The 23,164-nt window shown below is 58.8% G+C and carries 26 protein-coding genes and 3 tRNA genes; 17 read left to right on the top strand and 12 right to left on the bottom strand.

The annotated features are described in order from the left end of the window. The first annotated feature begins 66 nt into the window (after window positions 1-66). On the top strand, window positions 67-348 hold the full coding sequence (locus tag PspS49_RS13635; RefSeq protein WP_174245118.1) for a hypothetical protein: 282 nt from the start codon (window positions 67-69) through the stop codon (window positions 346-348). 3 nt (window positions 349-351) lie between these two features. Here PspS49_RS13635 and PspS49_RS13630 read toward each other — a convergent pair whose 3' ends face one another. Both PspS49_RS13630 and PspS49_RS13625 read right to left on the bottom strand, forming a co-directional pair. Beyond that, window positions 352-582 (bottom strand): hypothetical protein, encoded by a 231-nt coding sequence (locus PspS49_RS13630; RefSeq protein ID WP_127927182.1) that lies wholly within the window; start codon window positions 580-582, stop codon window positions 352-354. Window positions 583-653: 71 nt separating this feature from the next. Next, window positions 654-1,010, bottom strand: a complete 357-nt coding sequence (locus PspS49_RS13625) for a hypothetical protein (protein ID WP_127927180.1) — start codon at window positions 1,008-1,010, stop codon at window positions 654-656. A 211-nt stretch (window positions 1,011-1,221) separates the two neighbouring features. Between PspS49_RS13625 and PspS49_RS13620 the strand changes: the two genes are divergently transcribed. The 5 genes from PspS49_RS13620 to ada all read left to right on the top strand — a co-directional run bounded on the left by PspS49_RS13620 (window position 1,222) and on the right by ada (window position 4,360). Further along, on the top strand, window positions 1,222-1,524 hold the full coding sequence (locus PspS49_RS13620; protein ID WP_007912251.1) for a DUF1883 domain-containing protein: 303 nt from the start codon (window positions 1,222-1,224) through the stop codon (window positions 1,522-1,524). A gap of 28 nt (window positions 1,525-1,552) precedes the next feature. Continuing rightward, window positions 1,553-1,729: a hypothetical protein gene (locus PspS49_RS13615; RefSeq protein ID WP_158013179.1), complete on the top strand. Its 177-nt coding sequence runs from the start codon at window positions 1,553-1,555 to the stop codon at window positions 1,727-1,729. Window positions 1,730-1,822: 93 nt separating this feature from the next. After that, window positions 1,823-2,533, top strand: coding sequence for a 2OG-Fe(II) oxygenase (locus tag PspS49_RS13610; protein WP_160039741.1), 711 nt, complete (start codon window positions 1,823-1,825; stop codon window positions 2,531-2,533). A gap of 5 nt (window positions 2,534-2,538) precedes the next feature. Beyond that, on the top strand, window positions 2,539-3,204 hold the full coding sequence (alkB, locus tag PspS49_RS13605) for a DNA oxidative demethylase AlkB (protein WP_127930388.1): 666 nt from the start codon (window positions 2,539-2,541) through the stop codon (window positions 3,202-3,204). 88 nt (window positions 3,205-3,292) lie between these two features. Then, on the top strand, window positions 3,293-4,360 hold the full coding sequence (gene ada / locus PspS49_RS13600) for a bifunctional DNA-binding transcriptional regulator/O6-methylguanine-DNA methyltransferase Ada (protein ID WP_127927176.1): 1,068 nt from the start codon (window positions 3,293-3,295) through the stop codon (window positions 4,358-4,360). 21 nt (window positions 4,361-4,381) lie between these two features. On the opposite strand, the gene PspS49_RS13595 is transcribed toward ada, so the two are convergent. Next, window positions 4,382-5,365 carry an MDR family oxidoreductase gene (locus PspS49_RS13595; protein WP_160039739.1) on the bottom strand — a complete coding sequence of 328 codons (984 nt, stop codon included), beginning with the start codon at window positions 5,363-5,365 and terminating at the stop codon, window positions 4,382-4,384. Window positions 5,366-5,552: 187 nt separating this feature from the next. Here PspS49_RS13595 and PspS49_RS13590 point away from each other — a divergent pair, with 187 nt between their 5' ends. The 10 genes from PspS49_RS13590 (at window position 5,553) to PspS49_RS13545 (ending at window position 15,946) form a co-directional block, all read left to right on the top strand. Then, entirely contained in the window at window positions 5,553-7,991 is a 2,439-nt protein-coding gene (locus PspS49_RS13590) for an autotransporter (protein ID WP_160039737.1), read from the top strand. Window positions 7,992-8,088: 97 nt separating this feature from the next. Next, complete coding sequence (locus tag PspS49_RS13585) at window positions 8,089-9,153, top strand: nitronate monooxygenase (RefSeq protein WP_160039735.1); 1,065 nt, start codon at window positions 8,089-8,091, stop codon at window positions 9,151-9,153. A gap of 168 nt (window positions 9,154-9,321) precedes the next feature. Beyond that, window positions 9,322-10,089 (top strand): molybdate ABC transporter substrate-binding protein, encoded by a 768-nt coding sequence (modA, locus tag PspS49_RS13580; RefSeq protein WP_150752062.1) that lies wholly within the window; start codon window positions 9,322-9,324, stop codon window positions 10,087-10,089. Next, a complete protein-coding gene (gene modB / locus PspS49_RS13575) occupies window positions 10,090-10,770 on the top strand; it encodes a molybdate ABC transporter permease subunit (protein ID WP_103307181.1) in 681 nt (226 codons plus the stop codon). Between the two features lie 3 nt (window positions 10,771-10,773). Further along, complete coding sequence (modC, locus tag PspS49_RS13570) at window positions 10,774-11,853, top strand: molybdenum ABC transporter ATP-binding protein (RefSeq protein WP_160039733.1); 1,080 nt, start codon at window positions 10,774-10,776, stop codon at window positions 11,851-11,853. Between the two features lie 72 nt (window positions 11,854-11,925). Beyond that, window positions 11,926-12,963 carry a DNA topoisomerase IB gene (locus tag PspS49_RS13565; protein ID WP_160042516.1) on the top strand — a complete coding sequence of 346 codons (1,038 nt, stop codon included), beginning with the start codon at window positions 11,926-11,928 and terminating at the stop codon, window positions 12,961-12,963. Between the two features lie 144 nt (window positions 12,964-13,107). Next, on the top strand, window positions 13,108-14,745 hold the full coding sequence (locus tag PspS49_RS13560) for an ATP-binding cassette domain-containing protein (RefSeq protein WP_160039731.1): 1,638 nt from the start codon (window positions 13,108-13,110) through the stop codon (window positions 14,743-14,745). 71 nt (window positions 14,746-14,816) lie between these two features. Next, window positions 14,817-15,047, top strand: a complete 231-nt coding sequence (locus PspS49_RS13555; protein ID WP_127927163.1) for a hypothetical protein — start codon at window positions 14,817-14,819, stop codon at window positions 15,045-15,047. A gap of 118 nt (window positions 15,048-15,165) precedes the next feature. Further along, a complete protein-coding gene (locus tag PspS49_RS13550; protein WP_008082703.1) occupies window positions 15,166-15,396 on the top strand; it encodes a hypothetical protein in 231 nt (76 codons plus the stop codon). A 265-nt stretch (window positions 15,397-15,661) separates the two neighbouring features. After that, on the top strand, window positions 15,662-15,946 hold the full coding sequence (locus PspS49_RS13545; protein ID WP_150752059.1) for a hypothetical protein: 285 nt from the start codon (window positions 15,662-15,664) through the stop codon (window positions 15,944-15,946). Between the two features lie 184 nt (window positions 15,947-16,130). Here the strand turns inward: PspS49_RS13545 and PspS49_RS13540 are convergent, their stop codons facing one another. The 9 genes from PspS49_RS13540 to PspS49_RS13500 all read right to left on the bottom strand — a co-directional run bounded on the left by PspS49_RS13540 (window position 16,131) and on the right by PspS49_RS13500 (window position 21,450). Then, on the bottom strand, window positions 16,131-16,337 hold the full coding sequence (locus tag PspS49_RS13540; RefSeq protein WP_127927159.1) for a hypothetical protein: 207 nt from the start codon (window positions 16,335-16,337) through the stop codon (window positions 16,131-16,133). A 183-nt stretch (window positions 16,338-16,520) separates the two neighbouring features. Further along, window positions 16,521-16,607, bottom strand: a tRNA-Leu gene (locus PspS49_RS13535). 196 nt (window positions 16,608-16,803) lie between these two features. Further along, a tRNA-Cys gene (locus PspS49_RS13530) sits at window positions 16,804-16,877 on the bottom strand. Window positions 16,878-16,924: 47 nt separating this feature from the next. Next, window positions 16,925-17,000 (bottom strand) — tRNA-Gly (locus tag PspS49_RS13525). A gap of 60 nt (window positions 17,001-17,060) precedes the next feature. Further along, a complete protein-coding gene (gene pgsA, locus PspS49_RS13520) occupies window positions 17,061-17,621 on the bottom strand; it encodes a CDP-diacylglycerol--glycerol-3-phosphate 3-phosphatidyltransferase (protein ID WP_007950102.1) in 561 nt (186 codons plus the stop codon). A gap of 32 nt (window positions 17,622-17,653) precedes the next feature. Further along, the gene (gene uvrC, locus PspS49_RS13515; RefSeq protein ID WP_127927157.1) at window positions 17,654-19,477 is read right to left on the bottom strand and encodes an excinuclease ABC subunit UvrC; all 1,824 of its coding nucleotides are present in this window, start codon (window positions 19,475-19,477) and stop codon (window positions 17,654-17,656) included. A gap of 2 nt (window positions 19,478-19,479) precedes the next feature. Then, a complete protein-coding gene (gene uvrY, locus PspS49_RS13510; RefSeq protein ID WP_016984198.1) occupies window positions 19,480-20,121 on the bottom strand; it encodes a UvrY/SirA/GacA family response regulator transcription factor in 642 nt (213 codons plus the stop codon). A 127-nt stretch (window positions 20,122-20,248) separates the two neighbouring features. Then, window positions 20,249-20,692 carry a GNAT family N-acetyltransferase gene (locus PspS49_RS13505; protein WP_127927155.1) on the bottom strand — a complete coding sequence of 148 codons (444 nt, stop codon included), beginning with the start codon at window positions 20,690-20,692 and terminating at the stop codon, window positions 20,249-20,251. Beyond that, window positions 20,689-21,450 carry a carbon-nitrogen hydrolase family protein gene (locus tag PspS49_RS13500; RefSeq protein ID WP_127927153.1) on the bottom strand — a complete coding sequence of 254 codons (762 nt, stop codon included), beginning with the start codon at window positions 21,448-21,450 and terminating at the stop codon, window positions 20,689-20,691. The genes PspS49_RS13505 and PspS49_RS13500 overlap by 4 nt, the downstream gene beginning before the upstream one ends. A 616-nt stretch (window positions 21,451-22,066) precedes the next feature. On the opposite strand from PspS49_RS13500, the gene PspS49_RS13490 reads away from it, so the two are divergent. After that, window positions 22,067-23,137 (top strand): 3-deoxy-7-phosphoheptulonate synthase, encoded by a 1,071-nt coding sequence (locus PspS49_RS13490; RefSeq protein WP_150774563.1) that lies wholly within the window; start codon window positions 22,067-22,069, stop codon window positions 23,135-23,137. Window positions 23,138-23,164: the final 27 nt, after the last annotated feature.

Genomic DNA, 23,164 nt, shown 5'->3' with positions numbered 1-23,164 from the left:
ATAACCTTTTGCCACCGGCGCTGTCACAGCGTCTAGTCCCCCTCGCTGAAGACCATGAACATGACCATGAAAAAATTGCTGCCACTGATTGCGGTATTGGCACTGGCCGGCTGTGCCACATCTCAGCCTGCTTACCTGAAAAACGGCGAACAGGGCCTGGCCATCGATTGCTCCGGCGAAGCCAATTCCTGGGCGAGCTGCTATGAAAAAGCCGACGCGTCCTGCGCAGGCACCGGTTATCGCATCGTCGGCACAGACGGCACGCCTCAGCCCAAAGAAAGTGACAAAACCCTTGGCGTCGATGTCGGCAACTACAAGAACCGTAGCGTTGTGGTGGTCTGCAAATAAACCTTACATGTGAATTTCGGCGAACTTGATACCGAGTCCGCGCACGACTTCGATCAGATCGTCGAGGCGAGCGAACGACTCGACCTCGTCATTATCGTCCACCAGAAAGTAGCTGCGTCCGGCGCTCTTCTTGAAAAACACGATCCACTCCCCCGGATTCGCCGGGTTCTGGATGACATGGGTGGCAGAGATAAGGCCCTCTGCATGGCGCTCACGTACTTGCTCTCGCTTCATCGCGACTCCAGAAATAAAAATGCCGTCACAGCATCGCTGCGACGGCATTGGTGCTGATGATGATCAGTCTATCAGCCGGAAATACACGCATTGGCGGCGCGTTGCACATCACGCGGGCGAACCGGCACATTCGACATGCGCTCATGCAGCTTTATGCTGCTGCCACCCGAGCGATCTTCGATATCAAACACCGCTGCTGCGCCGGTGGAAAGTTTCCCCGGCACGATCACCCGAACCCCGTCCTTGTGCGGCTGGACTTGCAGCGCGCCGCGGCTGTCTGCCAGCTTTTCGGCCAGACACTGGGCATATTCATGGGGTTTCTTGCCGGAGATTACGCTCATGGTCGGCAGCGTTTCATTGATTTCGGAAACACTCGCACAACCACCCACAGCCAGAACCAACGGCAGACACACCACACCCCACTTCATACAAAACCTCCGTTAAAGACCGTCCGACAGCACAAATGCCGTTTTTCTCCGGGGTCTTCTGCATTTAACCCGCATCCGATTGCGAATATCTGTTCAAAATTGTCAAACCAACGCCCGACGGCCAGATAATAACCCGTGCGGGCTGATAAACTGCGCCCAATCGACAAGCTATCGTTTTGATTTTGTAGAAAAAGCCCTTCTGGAGGCGCCCATGAAATTCATTCACCAGCGCGAACACCTCAACGAAGACGACATCGTCGTCATCCAATGCTCGCAAATGTGCAACATCCGTCTGATGAACGACGCCAACTTCCGCAGCTTCAAGAATGGCGGCCGTCACACCTATCACGGCGGCGCCTTCGACACCTTCCCGGCCCGTATTACCGCGCCGAGCACCGGTTTCTGGAACATCACCATCGACACCGTCAACCGCCGTGCGATCAGCGTGACGCGCAAGCCGACACTGACTCACTCGATCAAGATCATCCGTCGTTCCAGCACCAAACTCAGCTGAGACACGTCGCTCAACCAGGAAGGAATGCATGACCGTGGCCCAAACGACCAAATACGTCATCAAATACAAACTCAATGGCGAGCGCCGCTTCGAGTTCGCGCAGCTGGAAAACGGCACTGAAGAAGAAGCCAAGGCTGCTCTGGATGCCCTTCACGGCCAGAGCGACGACGTGATCAGTGAGATCGCCGTCAGCAAAGCGCTGTAAGCACCGACAGGAATTCGACCGCAAGCGGCGGAGTGTTCTGCCGCAAGGCCCTGCCTAGACTGACTTTCTTCGACCATGAGTCAAGGAGTCAGCATGTCGATGCCCCCTTCCCGGCTGGATTCGCTCGACTGGGCAAGCCTTGAGCAGCAACTGGATCAAGACGGCTGTGCGATCATCCGTTCGCTGCTGCAGGCCGAAACCTGTGATCGATTGAGTGCGCTGTATCCGCAGACCGAACCGTTTCGCTCGCAGGTCATCATGGCCCGCCACGGTTTCGGTCGCGGCGAGTACAAATACTTTCGCTACCCCCTGCCGACACCCGTAGAACGCCTTCGCTGCGCGCTGTATCCACGCCTGGTTCCGTTGGCCAATCGCTGGTACGAACGCATGAACCTGGCCGAGCGTTTTCCGCTGGATCACGCCGAATTTCTACAGCGCTGTCATGCCGCCGGTCAGACCCGCCCGACTCCTCTGCTATTGCAGTACGGCCCGCAGGACTACAACTGCCTGCACCAGGATTTGTACGGCGAATCGGTATTTCCACTGCAAGTGGCGATTCTTCTGTCAGAACCCGGTCAAGACTTTTCCGGGGGCGAATTTGTTCTCACCGAACAACGCCCGCGCATGCAATCTCGGCCGCACGTGCTGGATCTGAAGAAAGGAGATGCGGTGATCTTTGCTGTCAACCAGCGCCCGGTCAAAGGCCTGCGCGGTGATTATCGGGTAACCATGCGCCATGGCGTCAGTCGCCTGCACAGTGGAAAAAGGCATACCCTAGGCATCATCTTTCACGACGCCACATGACTGCCATGCAACCGAACACTTTCGATCTTTTCGCCGATCACGAACCCGAGCAACGCCCGCGCGCCGAACAGATTGGCGAGCAATCGTGGGTGCTGCATGGTTTCGCCCTGCCGCTGATCGAGCAGATCCTGCCGGCGCTGGATGCGATTCTTGCCGTAGCACCCTTGCGCCACATGGTCACACCGGGTGGATTCAGCATGTCGGTGGGCACCAGCAGTTGCGGCGCTCTGGGCTGGATTACTGATCGCCACGGTTATCGTTACTCGAGCGTCGATCCGCTCAGTGATTTGCCTTGGCCAGCGATGCCGCAAGTATTCTCGACACTCGCGCAGTCGGCAGCGGTGCGAGCCGGATTTACTGACTTCAATGCTGATTCCTGCCTGATCAACCGCTATCTCCCCGGTGCCAAGATGTCATTGCATCAGGACAAAGACGAAAAGGCCTACAGCGCGCCGATCGTTTCGCTGTCACTCGGGTTGCCGGCGATGTTCCTCTTCGGTGGTTTCAGTCGCAGCGACAAGAGCCAGCGCATTGCCTTGCTGCATGGCGACATGGTGGTCTGGGGCGGCGTTGATCGCTTGCGCTATCACGGTGTGCTGCCGATCAAACAGGGCCGGCATCCACGTCTGGGTGAACAGCGGATCAATCTGACCTTTCGCGTGGCCGGATAATCTGCAAAAAGTTCGACCGCAAGGCCCGGAGTGTTGTGCCTTGCGACGCTGGTTAACCTGAATCAAACAGGTCAACGGATAACCGCTCATGAAAACGCTTTCGACCACCTTCAACACCGAAAACGATCCACGCTGGGCCGCTGTGGTTGCGCGAGACTCACGGGCGGACGGGCAATTTGTCTACGCAGTAAAAACCACGGGTATCTACTGCCGTCCGAGCAGCCTCTCACGGCTGCCGAAACCGCAGAACGTCGAGTTTTTCGACACTGCTGAACAGGCCGAAGCCGCGGGCTATCGTCCGAGCAAGCGTGCCAGCAAAGATCAGAGTGATGTGGCCGCGCAGCATGCCGCGACCGTCGCCATTGCCTGCCGTCTTATCGAATCCGCCGAGACCTTGCCGGCACTGAATGAACTGGCGGAGACCGCCGGCCTGAGTCCGTTTCATTTCCACCGTGTCTTCAAAGCCGCGACGGGACTGACGCCCAAAGGCTACGCAACGGCCCATCGTTCGCGCAAAGTCCGTGAGCGTCTGGCAGATGGCGGTTCGGTGACCGATGCGCTGTACGACGCGGGCTTCAATTCCAACAGCCGTTTCTACGAGTCAGCGGATCATTTGCTGGGCATGAAACCGGGTGACTATCGTGCGGCCGGGAAGAACAACGACATCCGCTTCGCCGTTGGCCAGTGCTCGCTCGGCGCGATTCTGGTGGCGCAAAGCGAGCGTGGGGTGTGCGCGATTCTGCTGGGCGACGATCCGCATCAACTGGTGTGCGATCTGCAGGATCAGTTTCGCCAGGCCAACCTGATCGGCGCCGATGCCGGTTTCGAACAACTGATCGCCAAGGTGGTGGGATTTATCGAAGCTCCGGCGATTGGCCTGGATCTGCCGCTGGACGTTCGCGGCACGGCGTTCCAGGAACGTGTCTGGCAAGCACTGCGGGAAATTCCGGCGGGCCACACGGCCAGTTACGCCGAAATTGCCCAGCGCATCGGTGCACCGACGTCCATGCGCGCGGTGGCTCAGGCTTGCGGGGCCAACCGCCTGGCAGTGGCGATCCCTTGCCATCGCGTGGTGCGTAGCGATGGCAACCTTTCGGGCTATCGCTGGGGCGTCGAGCGCAAGCGTCAGTTGCTTGAGCGCGAGACGCAGCCTTGAAAGACCCAGGGTAAACAGCTATCAGCGATTGACGTCCACCACAACCCGTCCGCGAAGTTGCCCGGCGAGCAACTTTGGCGCCGCATCAATGGCCTCACTCAGACCGATTTCATGGCTGATCAATGCCAACAACGAGAAATCCAGATCCTTGGCCAGTCGATCCCACGCTTCCAGACGGCGAGCCTTGGGCTGGGTCACGCTGTTGATGCCGGCCAGGGTCACGCCACGCAAAATGAACGGGGCAACCGAAGCCGGGAAATCCATGCCCTGCGCCAGACCACACGCGGCGACGGTGCCTTCGGAGCGAGTGCTGGCACAGGCATTGGCCAGGGTGTGACTGCCCACCGAGTCGATCACCGCTGCCCAGCGCTCTTTGGCCAGTGGTTTACCGGGCGCTGACAAGGTCGTGCGGTCGATGATTTCGCCAGCGCCCAATTGCTGCAGATATTCATGCTCGCAAACGCGGCCGGTGGATGCGACGACGCGATAGCCGAGCTTGCTCAGCAGTGCGATGGCAAAACTGCCGACGCCGCCATTGGCGCCCGTTACCAGCACTTCACCCTGCTCTGGCGTCACGCCGTTGCGCTCGAGCGCCAGAATGCACAGCATCGCGGTATATCCGGCCGTACCGATGGCCATGGCTTGCGCCGCCGTGAAGGCTTTGGGCAATGGGATCAGCCAGTCGCCATTGAGCCGTGCTTTCTGCGCCAGACCGCCCCAGTGATTCTCGCCGACGCCCCAACCATTCAGCAGCACCTGATCACCCACTTTATAGTCGGGGTGGGAACTGGCTTCTACGCTGCCCGCCAGGTCGATTCCCGGCACCATCGGAAACTTGCGCACCACCGGACTGCTGCCGGTAATCGCCAAGCCATCCTTGAAGTTCAGCGTGCTGTACGCAACGCCGACGGTGACATCGCCTTCGGGCAATTGCTCTTCGTTGACCTGCTGCAGGTTGGCGCGATAACCGCTGTCGTCTTTGTCGATCACAATGGCGCTGAACATGACTGCCTCGCATGACTGGTTTCGGAATGTCGTGCCCTGAAATACCACATCGCAACACGCTGCCACATTCGACTTTGCGCCAATCGGCAAATCGGCCGGGTATTTCCATGGCGGGCGGCTATGCTTTTTCGACGGTCGTGGTTTCGCCGTTATTCCTTCAGAAATCGGCCTGTCGATGGAGCTGACAATGCCTTACCCGCGCTCGTTACTTGTGATGTTGATGCTGTGTCTGCTGGCGTTCGGCAGTGCCTGGGCAGCACCGGCCCCAGAGGCCCCGAGCGAGCCGACCTGGCCGCAAGTCATCAGCAGCGGCAAAGCGAAACTGACGGTGTATCAGCCGCAACTCGACAGCTGGGACGGTTACACCCTCAACGCTCGCGCGGCCGTTGAAGCCACCGGCGCCGATGGCAAGTCCACCTACGGAATTGTCCAGTTCAGCGCACATACGCTGGTCGACAAGGCTACGCGCTGGGTCGCGCTGGATCAGTACAAAATCATCAAGGCCGACTTCCCGGCCGATGCCACTCAAGCCGACACCTGGGTCGCGGCGCTGCAGAAAGACGCCGAGAACCGCAAGAAAACCATTTCGCTTGATCAGCTCGAAGCTGCAGTCGGCGTACTCTCTGCAGAACAGAAAGCCGACAGCGCGCCGCTGGAAAACACCCCGCCGACGATTATCAGTTCCGACGTACCCGCCCTGCTCGTCTATATCGATGGCGACGCGGCGTACCGACCGGTAGAAGGCACGGCGCTGCAGCGGGTGATCAATACTCGCCCGCTGTTATTGAAAGACGCGCAGGGCAAACATTATCTGCACGTCTTTGATGGCTGGATGGTCGCGGACCAGATCAATGGCGCGTATACCCGCCTGGCCACACCGTTTGCCGAGCTGGAGAAAGCCAAACAGGTCGCCATTCAGAGCCGGCAAGTGGATCTGCTGACTGGGCAAAGCGATCCCAAAGACAAGATTCCAAGCCTGGCCAAACCGCCACAACCGAAGATTTTCATCGCCACCACCCCCACGGAATTACTGGTCACTGACGGCGCAGCACAATGGACGCCCATTCAGGGCACCGGGTTGCTGTATGTCAGCAATACCACCGGGCACATCTTCAAGGAAATCGGTGACCAGAACAGCTATGTGCTGATCTCCGGGCGCTGGTTTCGCGCCACTGACATGAATGGCCCGTGGACGTTTACCCGCGCAGACAAACTGCCGGCGGACTTCGCCAACATTCCCGACGACAGCCCGAAAGAGAACGTCAAGGCCTCGGTCGCCGGCACGCCGCAAGCCAAGGAAGCGGCCATTGCCGCGACCATTCCACAGACGTCGGCCATCAACAAAAGCGCGGTTAAAATGACCGCGCCGCAGTTCGATGGCGAGCCGCAACTCAAAGCCATCAACACCACACCCCTGCAATACGTGGTCAACAGCGCCACGCCCATCATCCGCGTCGACAACAACAGTTGGTATGCGGTGGAGAACGGTATCTGGTTCACCGCCACCACGGTAAATGGCCCTTGGGTTGTCGCCAGTTCCGTGCCGGCAGTGATCTATTCGATCCCGCCGAGTTCGCCGATGCATTACCTCACCTACGTCAAAGTCTACGAGTCCAGCGGGGACACGGTAGTGGTCGGCTACACGCCGGGGTATCAGGGTTCGAATCTGGATCCGGCCACGGGCGTCGTGGTGTATGGCACCGGTTATCCCTACACACCGTGGGTGGGCAGCGTCTGGTATGGGCCGCCGGTGACTTACGGTTTCGGCGTCGCCATCCGCTATACGCCGTGGACTGGCTGGACCTTTGGTTTCGGCTTTGGCTGGAGCTGGGGCGGCAGCACTGTAGCGATGGGTTGGGGCTGGGGCGCTTACCCGTGGTGGGGCAACTACGGCTGGGGTTACGCCTGGGGTCCGCATCTGTATCCGGCGCCTTTGGCCTGGGGTGGCGCCGCTTACGGTTATCGCGGTGGCGCAGTGGCCTGGGGTCCCGGTGGCTGGGCCGGCACCACCGGCAACATTTATCATCAGTGGGGCGACCGGGCCACGGTCAGCCGCTACGGCGCCGGTTACAACGCCTGGACTGGCAATCGCTGGGCCGGTCAGGTCGGCGCTTCCTACAACTCCCGCACTGGCGTCGCAGCCGCCGGTCAACGGGGCGCCGTACATAACGTCTACACCGGCAATTACGCAGCCGGACGCAGCGGCGTGGCAGTCGGACCGAACGGTGGCGCAATTGCCGGCGAACGGGTCACCGCCGGCAACGTGCGCAACGGTACGCAGGTCACCGCCAACCGGGGCGCCGTATACAACCCCAACACCGGCAACACCACCCAATATGGCGGCATTCGCGGACGCAACGGCGGCGCTGCACGCGTCGGCGACAACGTTTATGCCGGCCACGACGGCAACGTGTACAAAAAGACCGACAACGGCTGGCAGTCGATGGTCGGCGGCGGCGCGACCCGCAGCGCACCCATCAACAACAATGCGCAGTTGCAGAACCTCAACCGTGACTCCGCTGCGCGCAACTTCGGCAACCAGCGGACCAACAACTTTCACAACTCCTCGCAATTCATGAATCACTCGTTTGGCGGCGGTGGAGGCGGCGGATTTCATCGACGCTGAAAAACTGCACGGGTTGTTCTGAATTTCGAACTGGCTGCGGATCCGGTTTTGCTGTTAAAAACCGGCTCTGCCTTTCACCGTTCGGAGACCAGCCTTCATGAGCCAATGGCCAGACACGCGCATTCTTGACCTGCTCGGCATTGAATTGCCGATCATTCAGGGCCCGATGGCCGGCGCGACGAATTCGTCCATGGTCATCGCCGTGTGCAATGCCGGTGGCCTGGGCTCGATGCCGGCGGCCATGCTGAGCATCGAGCAATTGCGCGAAGAGCTGAAAACCATTCGCCAACACACCGACAAGCCTTTCAACGTGAACTTCTTCTGCCATCAGCCACCGGCGGCCGATGAGCAACGCGCGCGTGAATGGAAGCATCTGCTCGAGCCGTACTACCGCGAACTGGGCGCCGATTTCGACGCACCGACGCCGGTGTCCAATCGGGCGCCGTTCGATGCGGCAGCCTGCGCAGTGCTGGAAGAATTTCGGCCTGAGGTCGTGAGTTTTCACTTCGGTCTGCCAGAAAAATCCCTGCTTGATCGGGTCAAGGCGACCGGTGCAAAAATTCTGTCCTCGGCCACCACTGTCGATGAAGCGATCTGGCTGGAACAGCACGGCTGCGACGCGATTATCGCCATGGGCTATGAGGCTGGCGGTCATCGGGGCATGTTTCTCAGTGATGACCTGAGCAGTCAGGTCGGTACGTTTGCCCTGGTGCCCCAAGTGGTCGATGCGGTGAACATACCGGTGATTGCCGCCGGCGCCATTGCCGATGCGCGAGGCGTGGCGGCGGCGTTCGTTTTGGGAGCGTCGGCGGTACAGGTCGGCACCGCCTATCTGTTCACACCGGAAGCAAAAGTCAGCGCCACTCACCACAAAGCGCTGCGTACCGCCAAGGAAAGCGAAACCGCGATCACCAATCTCTTCACCGGACGTCCAGCGCGTGGCATTCTCAACCGCGTCATGCGTGAGCTGGGCCCGATGTCGCCGAGGGCGCCGGCATTTCCCTTGGCCGGCGGTGCATTGATGCCGTTGCGAGCGATCAACGAGGCCGAGTTTGCCAACCTCTGGGCTGGTCAGGCATTCACCCTGGGTCAGGACTTGAGCAGTGCAGAATTGACCCGGCAATTAGCCAAAGGCGCACTGGCAAAACTCACTCGCCAATGACGCCAGGCACAGTGAAGTGTCGAGCGCCCTCACTCTGGTTCTAACCAACACTTCCTGTTTGGCGGCATTTCGCTATATATTTCGCTATATAGCGAACACCCCTCGCATCGGCGCAGTCCATTTCCAACAATAGCTGCCCTCTGCGCCTGCCAACCACGGAGCTGTTACATGACCATTCGTGCCTCGCGTTTTGCCCCTAGCTGTCTGGCCTCTTTGCTTGCGGTATTCGCCGTCGGCGCTGTACAGGCCGATGAAGTGCAGGTGGCGGTTGCGGCCAATTTCACCGCGCCGATCCAGGCCATCGCTGCCGATTTCGAAAAAGACACCGGGCATAAACTGGTTGCAGCTTACGGCGCCACTGGCCAGTTCTACACCCAGATCAAGAACGGCGCGCCGTTCGAAGTGTTTCTTTCCGCTGACGACACCACCCCGGAAAAACTCGAAAAAGAAGGCGACACCGTCAAGGGTTCGCGCTTCACCTATGCCATTGGCACTCTGGCGCTGTGGTCAGCGAAAGAAGGTTATGTCGATGCGAAAGGCGAGGTCCTGAAAAAGAACGAGTACCAGCACCTGTCCATCGCCAACCCGAAAGCCGCGCCCTACGGCCTGGCCGCCACGCAAGTGCTGGAAAAGCTCAAACTGACCGAGGCCACCAAAGCGAGGATCGTCGAAGGTCAGAACATCACTCAGGCTTACCAGTTCGTCTCGACCGGCAACGCTGAACTGGGTTTTGTCGCCCTGTCGCAGATCTACAAGGATGGCAAAGTCAGCAGCGGTTCGGCATGGATCGTCCCTGCTGATATGCACGACCCGATCAAACAGGACGCCGTCATTCTGAACAAAGGCAAAGACAATGCCGCCGCCAAGGCACTGGTTGAATACCTCAAAGGCCCGAAAGCCGCTGCGGTGATCAAGTCCTACGGTTACCAACTCTAAATGTCGCTGACGAGTGCCGATTTCGCGGCGATCTGGCTGACCCTGAAACTGGCGTCCCTGACCACCGCGATCCTGCTGGTTGTCGGCACTCCGATTGCCCTGTGGCTGTCGCGCACCCGCTCGTGGCTGCGCGGTCCGATCGGGGCGATCGTTGCCCTGCCCCTTGTTTTGCCGCCAACGGTGATCGGTTTCTATCTGCTGCTGATGATGGGCCCGCACGGCTTTCTCGGCCAATTTACCCAATGGCTGGGGCTGGGCACACTGACCTTTAGCTTCACCGGGCTGGTGATCGGTTCGGTGATCTATTCCATGCCTTTCGTGGTGCAACCGTTGCAAAACGCCTTCTCGGCGATCGGCACCCGTCCACTGGAAGTGGCCGCGACCTTGCGCGCCAATCCGTGGGACACTTTTTTCAGCGTGATTCTGCCGCTGGCCCGCCCCGGTTTTATCACGGCGGCGATCCTCGGCTTCGCGCATACCGTCGGTGAGTTCGGCGTGGTGCTGATGATCGGCGGCAACATTCCCGACAAGACCCGCGTGGTTTCCGTGCAAATCTACGACCACGTCGAAGCGATGGAATACGCACAGGCGCACTGGCTGGCCGGGGCGATGCTGGTGTTCTCGTTTCTGGTGTTGCTGGCGCTGTACTCCAGCCGCAAGACCCGCGCAGGCTGGAGCTGATCGATGATCGATGTACGTTTGAACAGGGTCTATTCGGGTTTCAGCCTCGATGTCGACCTGAACCTGCCGGGTCGTGGCGTGACCGCGCTTTATGGGCACTCGGGCTCCGGCAAAACCACCTGCCTGCGCTGTATCGCCGGGCTTGAGCGCGCCGAAAAAGGATTCGTTCAGATCAATGACGAAGTCTGGCAGGACAGCGAAAATGGCATTTTCGTCCCACCCCATAAACGTGCGCTCGGCTACGTGTTTCAAGAGGCCAGCCTGTTCCCGCATCTGTCGGTGCTGGCCAATCTGCAATTCGGCCTCAAGCGCATCGCCAAGTCCCAGCGCCGGGTCGACATGGCGCAGGCCACCGAACTGTTGGGCATCGGTCATTTGCTCGAACGCCATCCGCAACATTTGTCGGGCGGCGAACGCCAGCGTGTCGGTATCGCCCGAGCGTTACTCACCAGCCCGAAACTGTTGCTGATGGATGAGCCACTGGCGGCGCTCGACAGTCAGCGCAAACGTGAAATCCTGCCGTACCTGCAACGCCTGCATGACGAACTGGACATTCCCCTGCTGTACGTCAGCCATGCGCAGGATGAAGTCGCACGGCTGGCCGACCATCTGGTGCTGCTCAGCGAAGGCAAAGCGCTGGCCAGCGGCCCGATTGGCGAAACCCTCGCACGTCTGGATCTGCCGATGGCGATGGGCGATGACGCCGGCGTGATCATTGAAGGTCAGGTCAGCGCTTACGACGCCGCATATCAATTGCTGAGCCTGCAGCTACCGGCCACCGAGATGAGCATTCGCGTCACCCACGCGCCGATGGCACTGGGCCAGGCCTTGCGCTGCAAAGTGCACGCCCGGGACATCAGCCTGACCCTGCAGAACAGCGAGGCCAGCAGCATTCTCAATCGACTGCCGGTGACGGTGGTCAGCGAGCAATCGGCCGATAACGCCGCCCACGTGCTGATTCGTCTCGATGCTGGCGGCACCCCGCTGCTCGCGCGCATCACGCGCTATTCCAGAGATCAGTTGGGTGTGCACCCGGGCCAGCAATTGTGGGCGCAGATCAAAGCAGTTGCGGTCCTCGCTTAAATCATTCGGCACCACGGCAGCGGCATGCGGTCAATCCTTTTACAGACCGCCGCGCCACCGAAGGAAACCGCCATGCCCGACACCGCGCTGACCGTAGAACTGCCAGCCGATCTGCATTACGTCGATGACACCCAGCCCGGTATCACCCGCAAAAAACTGCGCGGCAAGTTCAGCTATTTCGAACCGTCGGGCGAGCGCATCAGCGACCCTGACGAAATCAAACGCATCAACGCGCTCGCCGTGCCGCCGGCCTATACCGATGTGTGGATCTGCGCCGATCCACGCGGCCACTTGCAAGCCACAGGCCGTGATGCCCGTGGCCGCAAGCAATATCGCTATCACGCGCGCTGGCGCGAAGTGCGCGATGCCGACAAGTATTCGCGGCTGCGCGAGTTCGGTCTGGCGCTGCCAAAGTTGCGCCAACAACTGGAGGCGTTGTTGGCCGCGCCCGGCTTCAGTCGCGACAAGGTCATGGCCACGGTGATCACCCTGCTCGACGCCACACTGATTCGCGTCGGCAATACACAATACGCCCGCGACAATCGCTCCTATGGCCTGACCACCCTGCGCAGTCGACATGTCGAGGTCAACGGCAGCGCAATCCTGTTCCAGTTTCGCGGCAAGAGCGGCATCGAACATCAGATCACCGTCAAGGACCGGCGCCTGGCGCGCATCATCAAGCGTTGTCTGGAAATTCCCGGGCAGAACCTGTTCCAGTATCTGGATGAAAACGGCGAGCGCCACACCGTCAGTTCCTCCGACGTCAACGCCTACCTGCAAACCCTCACCGGCGCCGATTTCACCGCCAAGGATTACCGCACCTGGGCCGGTAGTGCTTTGGCCCTGGCGGTGTTGCGTGAGTTGCAATGGGCATCCGAGACGGAAGCCAAACGGCATGTGGTGGAGATGGTCAAAGGCGTCGCCAAGCAACTCGGCAACACCCCGGCGGTTTGCCGAAAATGCTACATCCACCCTGCCGTGGTGGAAAAATTCATGCTCGGCGCGCTTGCCGAACTGCCGCGTCCGCGCGTACGCAAGGGCTTGCGGGCCGAGGAAGTCGCATTGGCAATGTTTCTCGAGCGAATGAGCGAAATGACCGACGCACCTTGATCCACTGCGCAGCGTCATCTAGGCTAGCGACCTTCCCCCCCCTCCGGACGACCGCAGAAGTGAACAACTCAGCCTTCTAAAAATGCAATCGCGACACGCCGCTCTCGGCGCTTGTCAGTTTTCACGACATTTTTGGAGGTGCCGATGACTCACGTCTCGCGTACAGCCGCACTCGTTTCCCTGAATCAACTGGGTTTTCAGTTCGCCAGTGGCGTAACGCTGTTCGAAGCCCTGAACCTGAGTTTCGATGGTCAACCGACCGCTATCGTCGGGCGCAATGGCGTCGGTAAAAGTGTGCTCGCACGCTTGATTGCCGGGCAGTTGCAGCCTGATTTCGGCAGCGTGGCACGTTCAGCGTCCGCGCACTATGTCGCGCAAACCTTCGTCACCACACGTGGACAAACCGTAGCTGACGCGACAGGAACAGCCACGGTGACCGGCGCACTGGAACGACTGAAACAGGGTCGTGCAACAGCCAAAGATTTCGACCTTATCGACGAACGCTGGGACCTGGCAGAACGCTTGCGTCAAATGTTTGATGAGGCTGGGCTGACCGATATCACCGCGACGGATCTGACCGAACATCTCAGCGGCGGCCAGCAAGCCAAGATTGCCTTGATCGGTGCGCTGCTGAGTCAGGCGCAATTGCTCGTCCTCGACGAACCCACCAATCACCTCGACACTGCCGGTCGACAGTGGCTGATGAGCTCGCTCGACCGCTGGCGTGGCGGACTGATCGTCGTCAGTCATGACCGGCAATTGCTGGAGCAGATGCAGCGAATCGTCGAACTGACGCCGCTGGGGGCTACAGTTTTCAGCGGCAGATTTTCGGAGTTCACCGAGCAACGCCGAATACATCAACAAGCAGCGCAGGCACAACTCGATCAGGCCCGCATCGAACGTCAGCGCGAACGTACGCGACTGCAACGCGAGCACGACACCATTCAGCGCCATGCAGCCGGCAGCCGTCGCAACGCACAAACCGCTAACGTCTCTGGCTTCGAACGGGCTGCGCTGAAAGCGGCCGCGCGAGACATCATGGGCTACGTAAAGGTCGGCCATCAGGCACGCAAATCCGATCTGGATGAGCGCGTGCGTAAGGCGTACGAAAACGTATTGCCGGACGACGGCGTGCTGATCAATCTGCCGGGCAGTGCGGTTCCCGACAATCGTCGAGTGTGCACACTGATCGACGCGTGTCTGCCATGGTTGCCGGCAGATGCGCCCTCCACCCGGCTTGACCTCACCATTCAGGGACCGCTGCGCATCGCAGTCAGCGGTCACAACGGTTGTGGCAAATCGACGCTGTTGAAATTGCTGGCGGGTGAATGGACGCCATCAAGTGGCGAGTGCATCACGCATGTGCCTTTTGCCTTCCTCGATCAACAGCTGAAACTGCTGGATGACCACACTTCCATTGTCGATCAATTACAGGCCCAGCAAACGCCCCTGAGCGAAGGCACGTTGCGCAGTTACCTCGCGCAATTACAACTGGACGCACAGCGCGCCACGCGGCCATGCGCCTCGCTCAGTGGGGGCGAACGCTTGAAAGCTGCCCTCGCCTTGGCGCTGTGGCGCCAGACACCCGCACAATTGCTGCTGCTGGATGAGCCCACCAACCATCTGGATCTGCCGTCGGTGCAAGCTTTCGAACTCGCCTTGCAGACATTTCCCGGGGCGATTGTTGCGGTTTCCCACGATCAGGCGTTTCTGCGCGCGTTAAACCCGAGCCATCATTTGACTTGGCACCGCGAAGGCTGGCGCTGGCAACCGACGAGCTGAGCTGGGTATTTTTTGCACGATCGCCGAGGGCTTCTATAGTTGATCTGACACGAATCAGCTGCGGTGACGCCATGGAAGACATTTTCGTCGTGAAGCGTTGCAACAAGATCATCATTCACGGTCGACGCGCCGGTGACAGCCAGCATGATCCAGCCGAAGCGCAAAGCTGGTTTCGCATCTGCGACACGCGTACTAGCGGCTTCATCGGCGATGGCTACGACGCGGAAGAGGACGCACGACGTGAATGCAAACGCCTCAACGCAGCCAGTACCCTATCACCGGCCCGCCAGTCTTCAGTCTGATGCCGATCAGAAGCGGGTCTATACTGAAACCAGCTGAAGGAGCAGCACCCCACGGCAGAAGGCTCGCAACACGCGGGCTTTTTGCTGCAGCTCAGGTTTCATAGAACGGAGGTGTTCCATGTCCGAAAAAGAGTCCATCACCACCCTCCTCACCCTGCTCGACGCCCGGCAAGCGCGCCTCGCGGCCGCCTGCAAAGAGATTGCCGACTGGGTCGACCACCAAGGCGGACACCCGACCGCCCTGCGCATCCGTGACCGGCTCAACGATATCGAGAAGGATGCTCCGCTGATTCGCAATACGCTGTCGGCGCTAAAACCTGTAGATCGGCCATTGCCTCGGTTCAGATGACAGCGACTTCGCCAAGGTCTCAGGAATTTGCCTCACAAGCGGTGACACACAGGTCACCGCGTATTTGCCTGCCCGAAATGTTTATTCTCCCCCGCGATTGCGTTTTCACATAACGATCACATCTGCGCGTCTACAGTGAAATCACTCCTTTGCAAAACACCCTCACACCCGCCCGCATGCGGGTGTTTTTTTGCCTGCGCCCCAGCGCCGAACGGTGTGGTCCGTGAGTTGTCAAAATCAATACACGTCACACAGGAGACGGTTTATGGTTATCCATTTCAACGTCGACGGGCATCTGGCCTGTGGGCACAAAGGCAAACAGCTTTCGGCAAGCCGTGAGCTCAACCGCGTGAAGTGCCGCAGCTGCCGCAATACCGATGCCTACAAGCAGGCACGAAAGGATCAGCGCAACGCGGCCCGCCGAATGTCTCGTCAAGGCAAAACCACGCACAGTGCAACAGACTGGCGCGCAGAATGGATCGATCGCCTGACAGCAATGGCCGGTCTTCAGCGCCTGCCTCGCGGCTTTAGCGGCCAGGCATTTGTCTAGCACTGCATAAGGCACAAAAAAGGCCTGCATGAGAAAACTCATGCAGGCCTTTTATATTTTTGGCACCCCAGCAAGGGTCGAACTGAACACTTGGCTCTCTCCTGATGGTCGGAGCGCTGGCCGGCAAATGGTGGAGAGCAGTCCCCTACGGCAGCCTGACCAGGAACGGGGAATCCTCCTCCACTCAAAACCAACTCAGCAGGCGAAGTATCCTTGCGAATGTTCGTTCACCGGTGAAACACGCCAACATCAAGCCGCCGCCCATGACAGTGAAAAGAACTCCACCCACGCCCTCGATTGCAATCAGAAATACTCCCAATGCGAGGATTGCGGCACCCAGTGAACAGAGTACCTTGCGACTCTGCTTCTGCTCGGGATAACGGCTGAACATTCATTGCCCCCCAGTAACTGACACTTGGGACAACTGTAGACCAGTCGCGACCGCTCAATATCGCGACCTGTCATTAGGTAAGGATGTCATGCAGACCAGGGAATGCGGACCAACATCAAAATAGCGGACCGGAAACAAACAAGGGTTTGCATCAGCTTTCGCCCGCAAACCCTTGATTCAAGATGGTGCCCGAAGCCGGAATCGAACCGGCACGCCCTTACGAGCGGGGGATTTTAAGTCCCATGCGTCTACCAGTTTCGCCATTCGGGCGGTAGCGCGGTGCTGCAGTCTTCCGCTGCAAAGCAGCAATCCTTGAAGGATCCAACCTTGAACAGCAGAGCGGGAAATATATACATCACTTCCCGGTGAAGCAAGTTCGCAATGCCCGTTTTTCAAGACTAAATCTTGCAGCGCAGTGCAAATAAAAAAGCTCCGTAAATCATGGATCTACGGAGCTTGTTTATAGTGGAGGCCGAGGTCGGAATCGAACCGGCGTAGGTGGATTTGCAATCCACTGCATAACCATTTTGCTACTCGGCCTCAAAACATTTGTTATCAGTAGCACAACAACAAATGCGTTTTAAACTTGGAGCGGGAAACGAGACTCGAACTCGCGACCCCGACCTTGGCAAGGTCGTGCTCTACCAACTGAGCTATTCCCGCTTGGTGATGCGCATTCTATAGAATTAAGAAGCTCCGTCAACCCCTTGATTCAAAAAAGTTTTATTTCTTTTCAACATCCGTCTTCAGGTGCGGCCAGGCAGCGCGAAGGTACTGCACCATCGACCACAACGTCAGGCCGGCGGAGACCATCAGCAAGGCATAACCCAAGATTACCCAGAAACTGAAGTCCTTCGGGTTGGCCAGCAGAATCACCAGCGCGAGCATCTGCGCTGCGGTTTTCCATTTGCCGAGATTGGAAACGGCTACGTGGGCGCGGGCGCCGAGTTCGGCCATCCACTCACGCAAGGCCGACACTACAATCTCGCGACCGATGATGACAGCCGCTGGCAAGGTGAGCCAGAGATTGCCATGTTCCTGGACCAGAAGCACCAGCGCCACTGCGACCATGAGTTTGTCAGCGACCGGATCGAGAAACGCTCCGAACGGAGTGCTTTGCTCCAGACGGCGGGCCAGATAACCATCCAGCCAGTCAGTCGCTGCGGCAAAGGCAAACACCGAAGCGGACGCCATGTAACTCCACTGATAAGGCAGATAGAACAGCAAAATGAAGATCGGGATAAGCAGGACGCGTAGAACGGTAATCAGATTAGGGATATTCATCGGCACAACTGGCTACGAGGTGAAGGGGCATTCTACTCGCTATGCAGGTTCGCATAAATCGACTCTGCGAGCTTTTTACTGATCCCCGGGGCTTTGGCGATCTCTTCGATGCTTGCACGAGACAGCTCCTGCAATCCACCAAAATGTTTCAACAAGTCGCGACGTCGGGTCGGCCCAACACCCGCAACGCCTTCCAGTGTTGATGTACGGCGGGTTTTGCCACGGCGTGCGCGATGTCCTGTGATAGCGAAGCGGTGAGCCTCATCGCGAATCTGCTGAATAAGGTGCAGCGCCGGCGAGTCGCCACGCAATGTGAACTCATGCGCCGCATCATTTAGATACAACGTTTCGAAGCCGGCCTTGCGCGTGGCGCCCTTGGCAACGCCCAGCAGGATCAGGTCGGGCACAGCCAACTCGTTCAGAACATCCCGGGCCATCGACAGTTGGCCCTTGCCACCGTCCACCAGCAAGATGTCTGGCAACTTGCCCTCGCCTTCCTTGAGTTTGCTGAAGCGTCGCGTCAGGGCCTGATGCATGGCGGCATAATCGTCACCGGCCGTGACACCTTCGATGTTGTAACGGCGGTAGTCCGACTTGATCGCACCTTCAGGGCCAAACACCACGCAGGACGCAACCGTCGCTTCACCGCTGGAATGACTGATGTCGTAGCATTCCAGACGTTGCGGCGGTTCATCCAGGTTCAATACTTCGGCCAGCGCCTCAAACCGCGCTGCGGTGTGTTGACGGTTGGCCAGACGTGCGCCCAATGCCTGCTCGGCGTTGGTTACAGCCAGTTGCTGCCAGCGCGCACGCGTGCCGCGCACCCGATGACTGATGGCCAACTCGCGGCCCCGCAACTCATGGATCGCTTCGATCAGCGTCGGGAAATCCTCGTGCACCACATTGACGATCAGTTCGCTGGGCAAATCGCGCTCAGGGCTGCTGATGAAATACTGGCCAAGAAACGCGGCCATGACTTCCGATACGTCCTCTTCGATCCCGACTTGCGGGAAGAAATTCTTGCTGCCCAACACGCGTCCGCCACGCACACTGATCAAATGCACGCAGGCGCCGCCCGGGTTGACGAATGCCGCGATGACATCGATATCCCCCGTGCCGCCTTCCATGCTTTGCTGATCCTGGACTCGACGTAGCAGTGCGATCTGATCCCGCAACTCGGCGGCTCGTTCGAACTCCAGATTGATCGCCGCCTCTTCCATCGCCGTCGACAGCTCATTGGTCAACGCGTGACTGCGACCCTCAAGGAACATGACCGAGTGGCGCACGTCTTCGGCATAAACCTCAGGCTCGACCAAGCCAACACAAGGTGCTTTGCAACGCTTGATCTGATACTGCAGGCATGGCCGGGTACGGTTTTTGTAGTAGCTGTCTTCACACTGGCGAACGAAGAAAGTCTTTTGCAGCAGACTCAGGCTCTCGCGGATGGCGCCAGCGCTTGGATAGGGACCGAAATATTTGCCTTTGGCTTTTTTCGCTCCGCGATGAATGCTCAGACGCGGGAACTGGCCATCGGACAGAAACACATAGGGGTAGGATTTGTCGTCGCGCAACAGGATGTTGTACGGCGGCCGCCATTCCTTGATCAGGGTTTGCTCAAGCAGCAGCGCTTCGGTTTCGTTGGCGGTGATGGTCGTTTCGACCTGCGCAATGCGCCCGACCAAGGCAGCAGTTTTAGGCGCCAGACCGGTTTTGCGAAAGTAGCTGGCCAAACGCTTTTTGAGGTTCTTGGCCTTGCCCACGTACAACAGGCGCGCATCGCTGTCGAACATGCGATAGACGCCAGGGCGCCCGCTGACTGTCGACAGAAACGCGCCGGAATCGAATGTTTCAGTCATGGTCAGAGGCTGGCATCAACCATGCCGTGACGAACCGCCAACAGTGTCAACTCGACGTCGCTGCTGATCGAAAGCTTCTCGAAAATACGGTAGCGATAGGTGTTCACGGTTTTCGGCGACAGACACAACTTGTCGGAAATGATCTGTACCTTCTGACAGCCGACAATCATCAAGGCGATTTGAATTTCCCGCTCGGACAACGCATCGAAGGGAGAATCGTTGGACGGCTGGAAGGACTTGATAGCCAATTGCTGGGCGATCTGCGGACTGATATAGCGTTGACCGGCAAACACCAGGCGAATGGCCTGGACCATTTCCGGCAATCCGGCACCCTTGGTCAGATAACCCGCAGCCCCTGCCTGTAGCAAGCGTGTCGGGAAAGGATCCTCTTCACACACCGTAACCGCGACAACCTTGATATCCGGATGGCTGCGCAACAGTTTGCGCGTGGCTTCCAGGCCGCCGATGCCAGGCATCTTGACGTCCATCAGCACCACATCGGGCTTCAACTCTCGGGCCTTGATCAGGGACTCTTCCCCGGATTCGGCCTGGCCAACCACCTGCAAGCCATCGATATCGGCCAGCATACGTGTAATGCCTGTACGAACGAGATCATGGTCATCGACCACTAGCACCCTAATCAAGCAGACACCTCGCGATATGGTCATATTGGAATGCCGGACACCTTAGCAAAAAGTGCCACGCAGACCTAGCAGAATGCGTCATTTAAAAAGTTTCAATTCATCATTGAGGGCTTGCCGGCCGTGGCTTTCAGAGCACACGTGTACTGATATCAAGCTGCATTCGCAGAAAACACTCGTCCGCACCCTGAACCTGTAGTCCTTTTCTTTCATACAAGTTTCTTGCCGGATTGTTTTCGAATACGGTCAGTCGCAAAGCCGGGCGCCTTTCTTTGCGGGCCATGTCGATAACCTGATCAATCGCCCAGGAACCCGCACCTCGCCCCTGAAACGCTTCAGCAATCTGCAATTCACGAATGTACAGTGCGCGCATATCCCGGCTGAGACTGAGAAAGCCCACCGTCAGCCCGCCCTGCACTACCAGCCAGTTCTGCCGCCCTGACCATGCCACGTCAAACGCTTCGTCCTGCCATAACAGGTCATGGCGAATGTAATAGCGCAACATGTTCTGACAGGTGAGATCGCGGGCAAACGCCAGATCCTCTGGCACTGCCTCTCGAAGCTGAAATGTCATGGCGTGCCAACCACAGGGACAACCCGTCCCTGCCACACACCATCGTTACACTGAGCCACGACCAAAAGGTCGCCCGCCCCCGCAGCTGCGACGATCAGTGAACCGTCTTCAGACCAGATGCCACTGCGCCCAGCGGATTGCCAACCACCCGTCAGCCCTCCGTGATTGGCCATCAACACAGCCATTGCGTGTTGCCGGGCGTAGCCCTGAAGTATTGCTGTGTCGGCCGCGTAACCTTTTTCGCTGATCAACACGCCGGCCGCGTACAAGCCTGCGCCCTGGTCTGCGGCCGTCGCGGCATGGCTGGCATGTGAGAAATCGGCGCACACTGCCAGCGCGACCACTTCGCCGCCGATGTTCAATGTCGGACCGCCGAGACCGGGTGCAAAAACCAATTCCTCGCCCGCGTGCAAATGCTGCTTGCTGTAAACGCCGAGCGAACCATCAGCCCCCAGGACCAGAGCACCAATGCGCACCGAATCACTGTCCTCCAGCCGAACTGGCATGCCGACGACGGCAGTCACCCCAAGCTTTCGGGCCAGATCCCTAAGCGGTTGCAGCACGGCATCTTGCGGTTCGATCGCCAACGCTGCGGCCGTTTCTCCTTCGTAGCCAGTCAGCGACAGCTCGGGAAAAACCAGCAACTCGACACCCTGCTCTGCTGCTGCCTCAAGGAAGCGACGATGTCGGGCAATATTCCCGGAGAGGTCACCGGCAATGGAAATGCTCTGGGCTGCGGCAATGGTCAATGTCGACACGGTTCATCCTTGGCAATCAAGCGAAGCGCAGAGTGTCACAACTCTTGCGTGAATCGAGCAATAGGCGTTTTGTTGATTATGCGATAGCAATTTCTGATTGCTGAGGCATATCGGCCTCTAGTAAGCTCGGCCCATTCATCGGAGACAGACCATGTTCAACGCCCTTTCACAGCTTCGTACCGCCAGCGCCTTGCGCTCGGTTGCGGCTGCCCGGGTAAATGACGTTTGCGCTCCGGTCAGCTTTTATTTTGGGTATTGGTTTAGCCACTGGCGCGCCTGATACCCAAACGGCGCCCATGAAAACGGGTCGCCTACCAGAGAATTCTCAACCCCCGGTCGGCCTCCCGACCGGGGGTTTTGTTTTTTCAGCCCCAGACTTTTTCCGCAACACACCAGACATTTTGAGGATTCACGACATGAACTACGCCACTTATTACCGTTACGACAGCTCCAGCGCCTGGCGATTTACCAGCTTCCGCTCGGGACAGCCTGCCGCCTCCGATCGGTCACCTACAGGTGGCAAGCACATACACGTAGCCAATACGGCCAACTGTCGAACACCCCAGTAGGGCCGAGCGAGCGGGAAGAACCCGCCGCCAGCCCAGGAAGACCAAATATGAACTCGTCCGTTTCTGCTCTGCCGCTGTCCACTTTGAACTCTGCCAACGAAGCATTGACCCTGCGTCTGCCCAGCTCGTTGCAACTCAAACAGCAATTGCCTCTGAGCAATGCCCTGAACCTGCAAGTCGCCGCCCATCGTCAGGCGATTCGCGCCATTCTCAATGGCCAGGACCCGCGACTGCTGGTCATCGTTGGCCCTTGTTCTATCCACGATCCACAATCTGCACTTGAGTACGCCGGCAAGCTCGCTCGACTGGCTGAAGACGTCAGCGGCGAAATGCTGTTGGTGATGCGCGCCTACGTCGAGAAACCGCGTACCACGGTCGGCTGGAAAGGCCTGGCCTACGACCCGCATCTTGATGGCAGTGACGACATGGCTGGCGGCCTGACGCTGTCGCGCGAGCTGATGCTGGAAATGATCCGCCTCGGCTTGCCGGTGGCCACCGAGTTGCTGCAACCCATGGCGGCCGGATACTTCGATGACCTGTTGAGCTGGGTCGCAATTGGCGCCCGCACCACTGAATCGCAGATCCACCGGGAGATGGCCAGTGGACTGAGCATGCCGGTCGGTTTCAAGAATGGCACCGACGGCGGCGCCGCCATTGCCGTTGACGCCATGCGTTCGGCCGCCCATCCGCACCGGCATTTCGGCGTCGACAGCCAAGGGCATCCGGCCGTCATCCAAACGCCAGGCAACCCCGACACCCATCTGGTGCTACGCGGGGGCCATAAAGGGCCGAACCATGATCGCGACAGCGTGGCAAAAATCCATGCCGACCTGAACCGACTGAAAATTCCGAGCCGGATCATGGTCGATTGCAGCCACGCCAACAGCGGCAAGGACCCATTGCGTCAGCCTGCCGTATTCAACGAAGTGCTTGAGCAACGCTTGCAAGGTGATCGTGCTCTGATCGGCATGATGATTGAGTCTCACCTGTTCGAAGGTTGCCAACCGCTGAGCGAATCCCTGCGTTACGGGGTTTCGATTACTGATGGCTGCCTCGGTTTCAGCGCAACGGAACACTTGCTCCTTGACGCCGCGCAGCGTCTTGCTGCACACGCCTAAGGCTGATTGCCAGGCCTGCCCTCCTGA

This window comes from Pseudomonas sp. S49 (assembly GCF_009866785.1).
Taxonomy (GTDB): Bacteria; Pseudomonadota; Gammaproteobacteria; order Pseudomonadales; family Pseudomonadaceae; genus Aquipseudomonas.
Note: the sequence above shows the minus strand (reverse complement) of the source record. Positions and strands in the feature narration are given on the sequence as shown.

Coding starts and splice junctions, on each gene's coding strand:
- modC (WP_160039733.1), top strand. CDS start 10,774: ATGATCGATGTACGTTTGAACAGGGTCTATTCGGGTTTCAGCCTCGAT.
- PspS49_RS13540 (WP_127927159.1), bottom strand. CDS start 16,337: ATGTTCAGCCGTTATCCCGAGCAGAAGCAGAGTCGCAAGGTACTCTGT.
- ada (WP_127927176.1), top strand. CDS start 3,293: ATGAAAACGCTTTCGACCACCTTCAACACCGAAAACGATCCACGCTGG.
- modA (WP_150752062.1), top strand. CDS start 9,322: ATGACCATTCGTGCCTCGCGTTTTGCCCCTAGCTGTCTGGCCTCTTTG.
- PspS49_RS13635 (WP_174245118.1), top strand. CDS start 67: ATGAAAAAATTGCTGCCACTGATTGCGGTATTGGCACTGGCCGGCTGT.
- PspS49_RS13560 (WP_160039731.1), top strand. CDS start 13,108: ATGACTCACGTCTCGCGTACAGCCGCACTCGTTTCCCTGAATCAACTG.
- PspS49_RS13610 (WP_160039741.1), top strand. CDS start 1,823: ATGTCGATGCCCCCTTCCCGGCTGGATTCGCTCGACTGGGCAAGCCTT.
- PspS49_RS13595 (WP_160039739.1), bottom strand. CDS start 5,365: ATGTTCAGCGCCATTGTGATCGACAAAGACGACAGCGGTTATCGCGCC.
- PspS49_RS13590 (WP_160039737.1), top strand. CDS start 5,553: ATGCCTTACCCGCGCTCGTTACTTGTGATGTTGATGCTGTGTCTGCTG.
- PspS49_RS13615 (WP_158013179.1), top strand. CDS start 1,553: ATGACCGTGGCCCAAACGACCAAATACGTCATCAAATACAAACTCAAT.
- uvrC (WP_127927157.1), bottom strand. CDS start 19,477: ATGACTGAAACATTCGATTCCGGCGCGTTTCTGTCGACAGTCAGCGGG.
- PspS49_RS13620 (WP_007912251.1), top strand. CDS start 1,222: ATGAAATTCATTCACCAGCGCGAACACCTCAACGAAGACGACATCGTC.
- PspS49_RS13565 (WP_160042516.1), top strand. CDS start 11,926: ATGCCCGACACCGCGCTGACCGTAGAACTGCCAGCCGATCTGCATTAC.
- pgsA (WP_007950102.1), bottom strand. CDS start 17,621: ATGAATATCCCTAATCTGATTACCGTTCTACGCGTCCTGCTTATCCCG.
- PspS49_RS13630 (WP_127927182.1), bottom strand. CDS start 582: ATGAAGCGAGAGCAAGTACGTGAGCGCCATGCAGAGGGCCTTATCTCT.
- modB (WP_103307181.1), top strand. CDS start 10,090: ATGTCGCTGACGAGTGCCGATTTCGCGGCGATCTGGCTGACCCTGAAA.
- PspS49_RS13585 (WP_160039735.1), top strand. CDS start 8,089: ATGAGCCAATGGCCAGACACGCGCATTCTTGACCTGCTCGGCATTGAA.
- PspS49_RS13625 (WP_127927180.1), bottom strand. CDS start 1,010: ATGAAGTGGGGTGTGGTGTGTCTGCCGTTGGTTCTGGCTGTGGGTGGT.
- PspS49_RS13555 (WP_127927163.1), top strand. CDS start 14,817: ATGGAAGACATTTTCGTCGTGAAGCGTTGCAACAAGATCATCATTCAC.
- PspS49_RS13505 (WP_127927155.1), bottom strand. CDS start 20,692: ATGACATTTCAGCTTCGAGAGGCAGTGCCAGAGGATCTGGCGTTTGCC.
- PspS49_RS13545 (WP_150752059.1), top strand. CDS start 15,662: ATGGTTATCCATTTCAACGTCGACGGGCATCTGGCCTGTGGGCACAAA.
- PspS49_RS13490 (WP_150774563.1), top strand. CDS start 22,067: ATGAACTCGTCCGTTTCTGCTCTGCCGCTGTCCACTTTGAACTCTGCC.
- alkB (WP_127930388.1), top strand. CDS start 2,539: ATGCAACCGAACACTTTCGATCTTTTCGCCGATCACGAACCCGAGCAA.
- PspS49_RS13550 (WP_008082703.1), top strand. CDS start 15,166: ATGTCCGAAAAAGAGTCCATCACCACCCTCCTCACCCTGCTCGACGCC.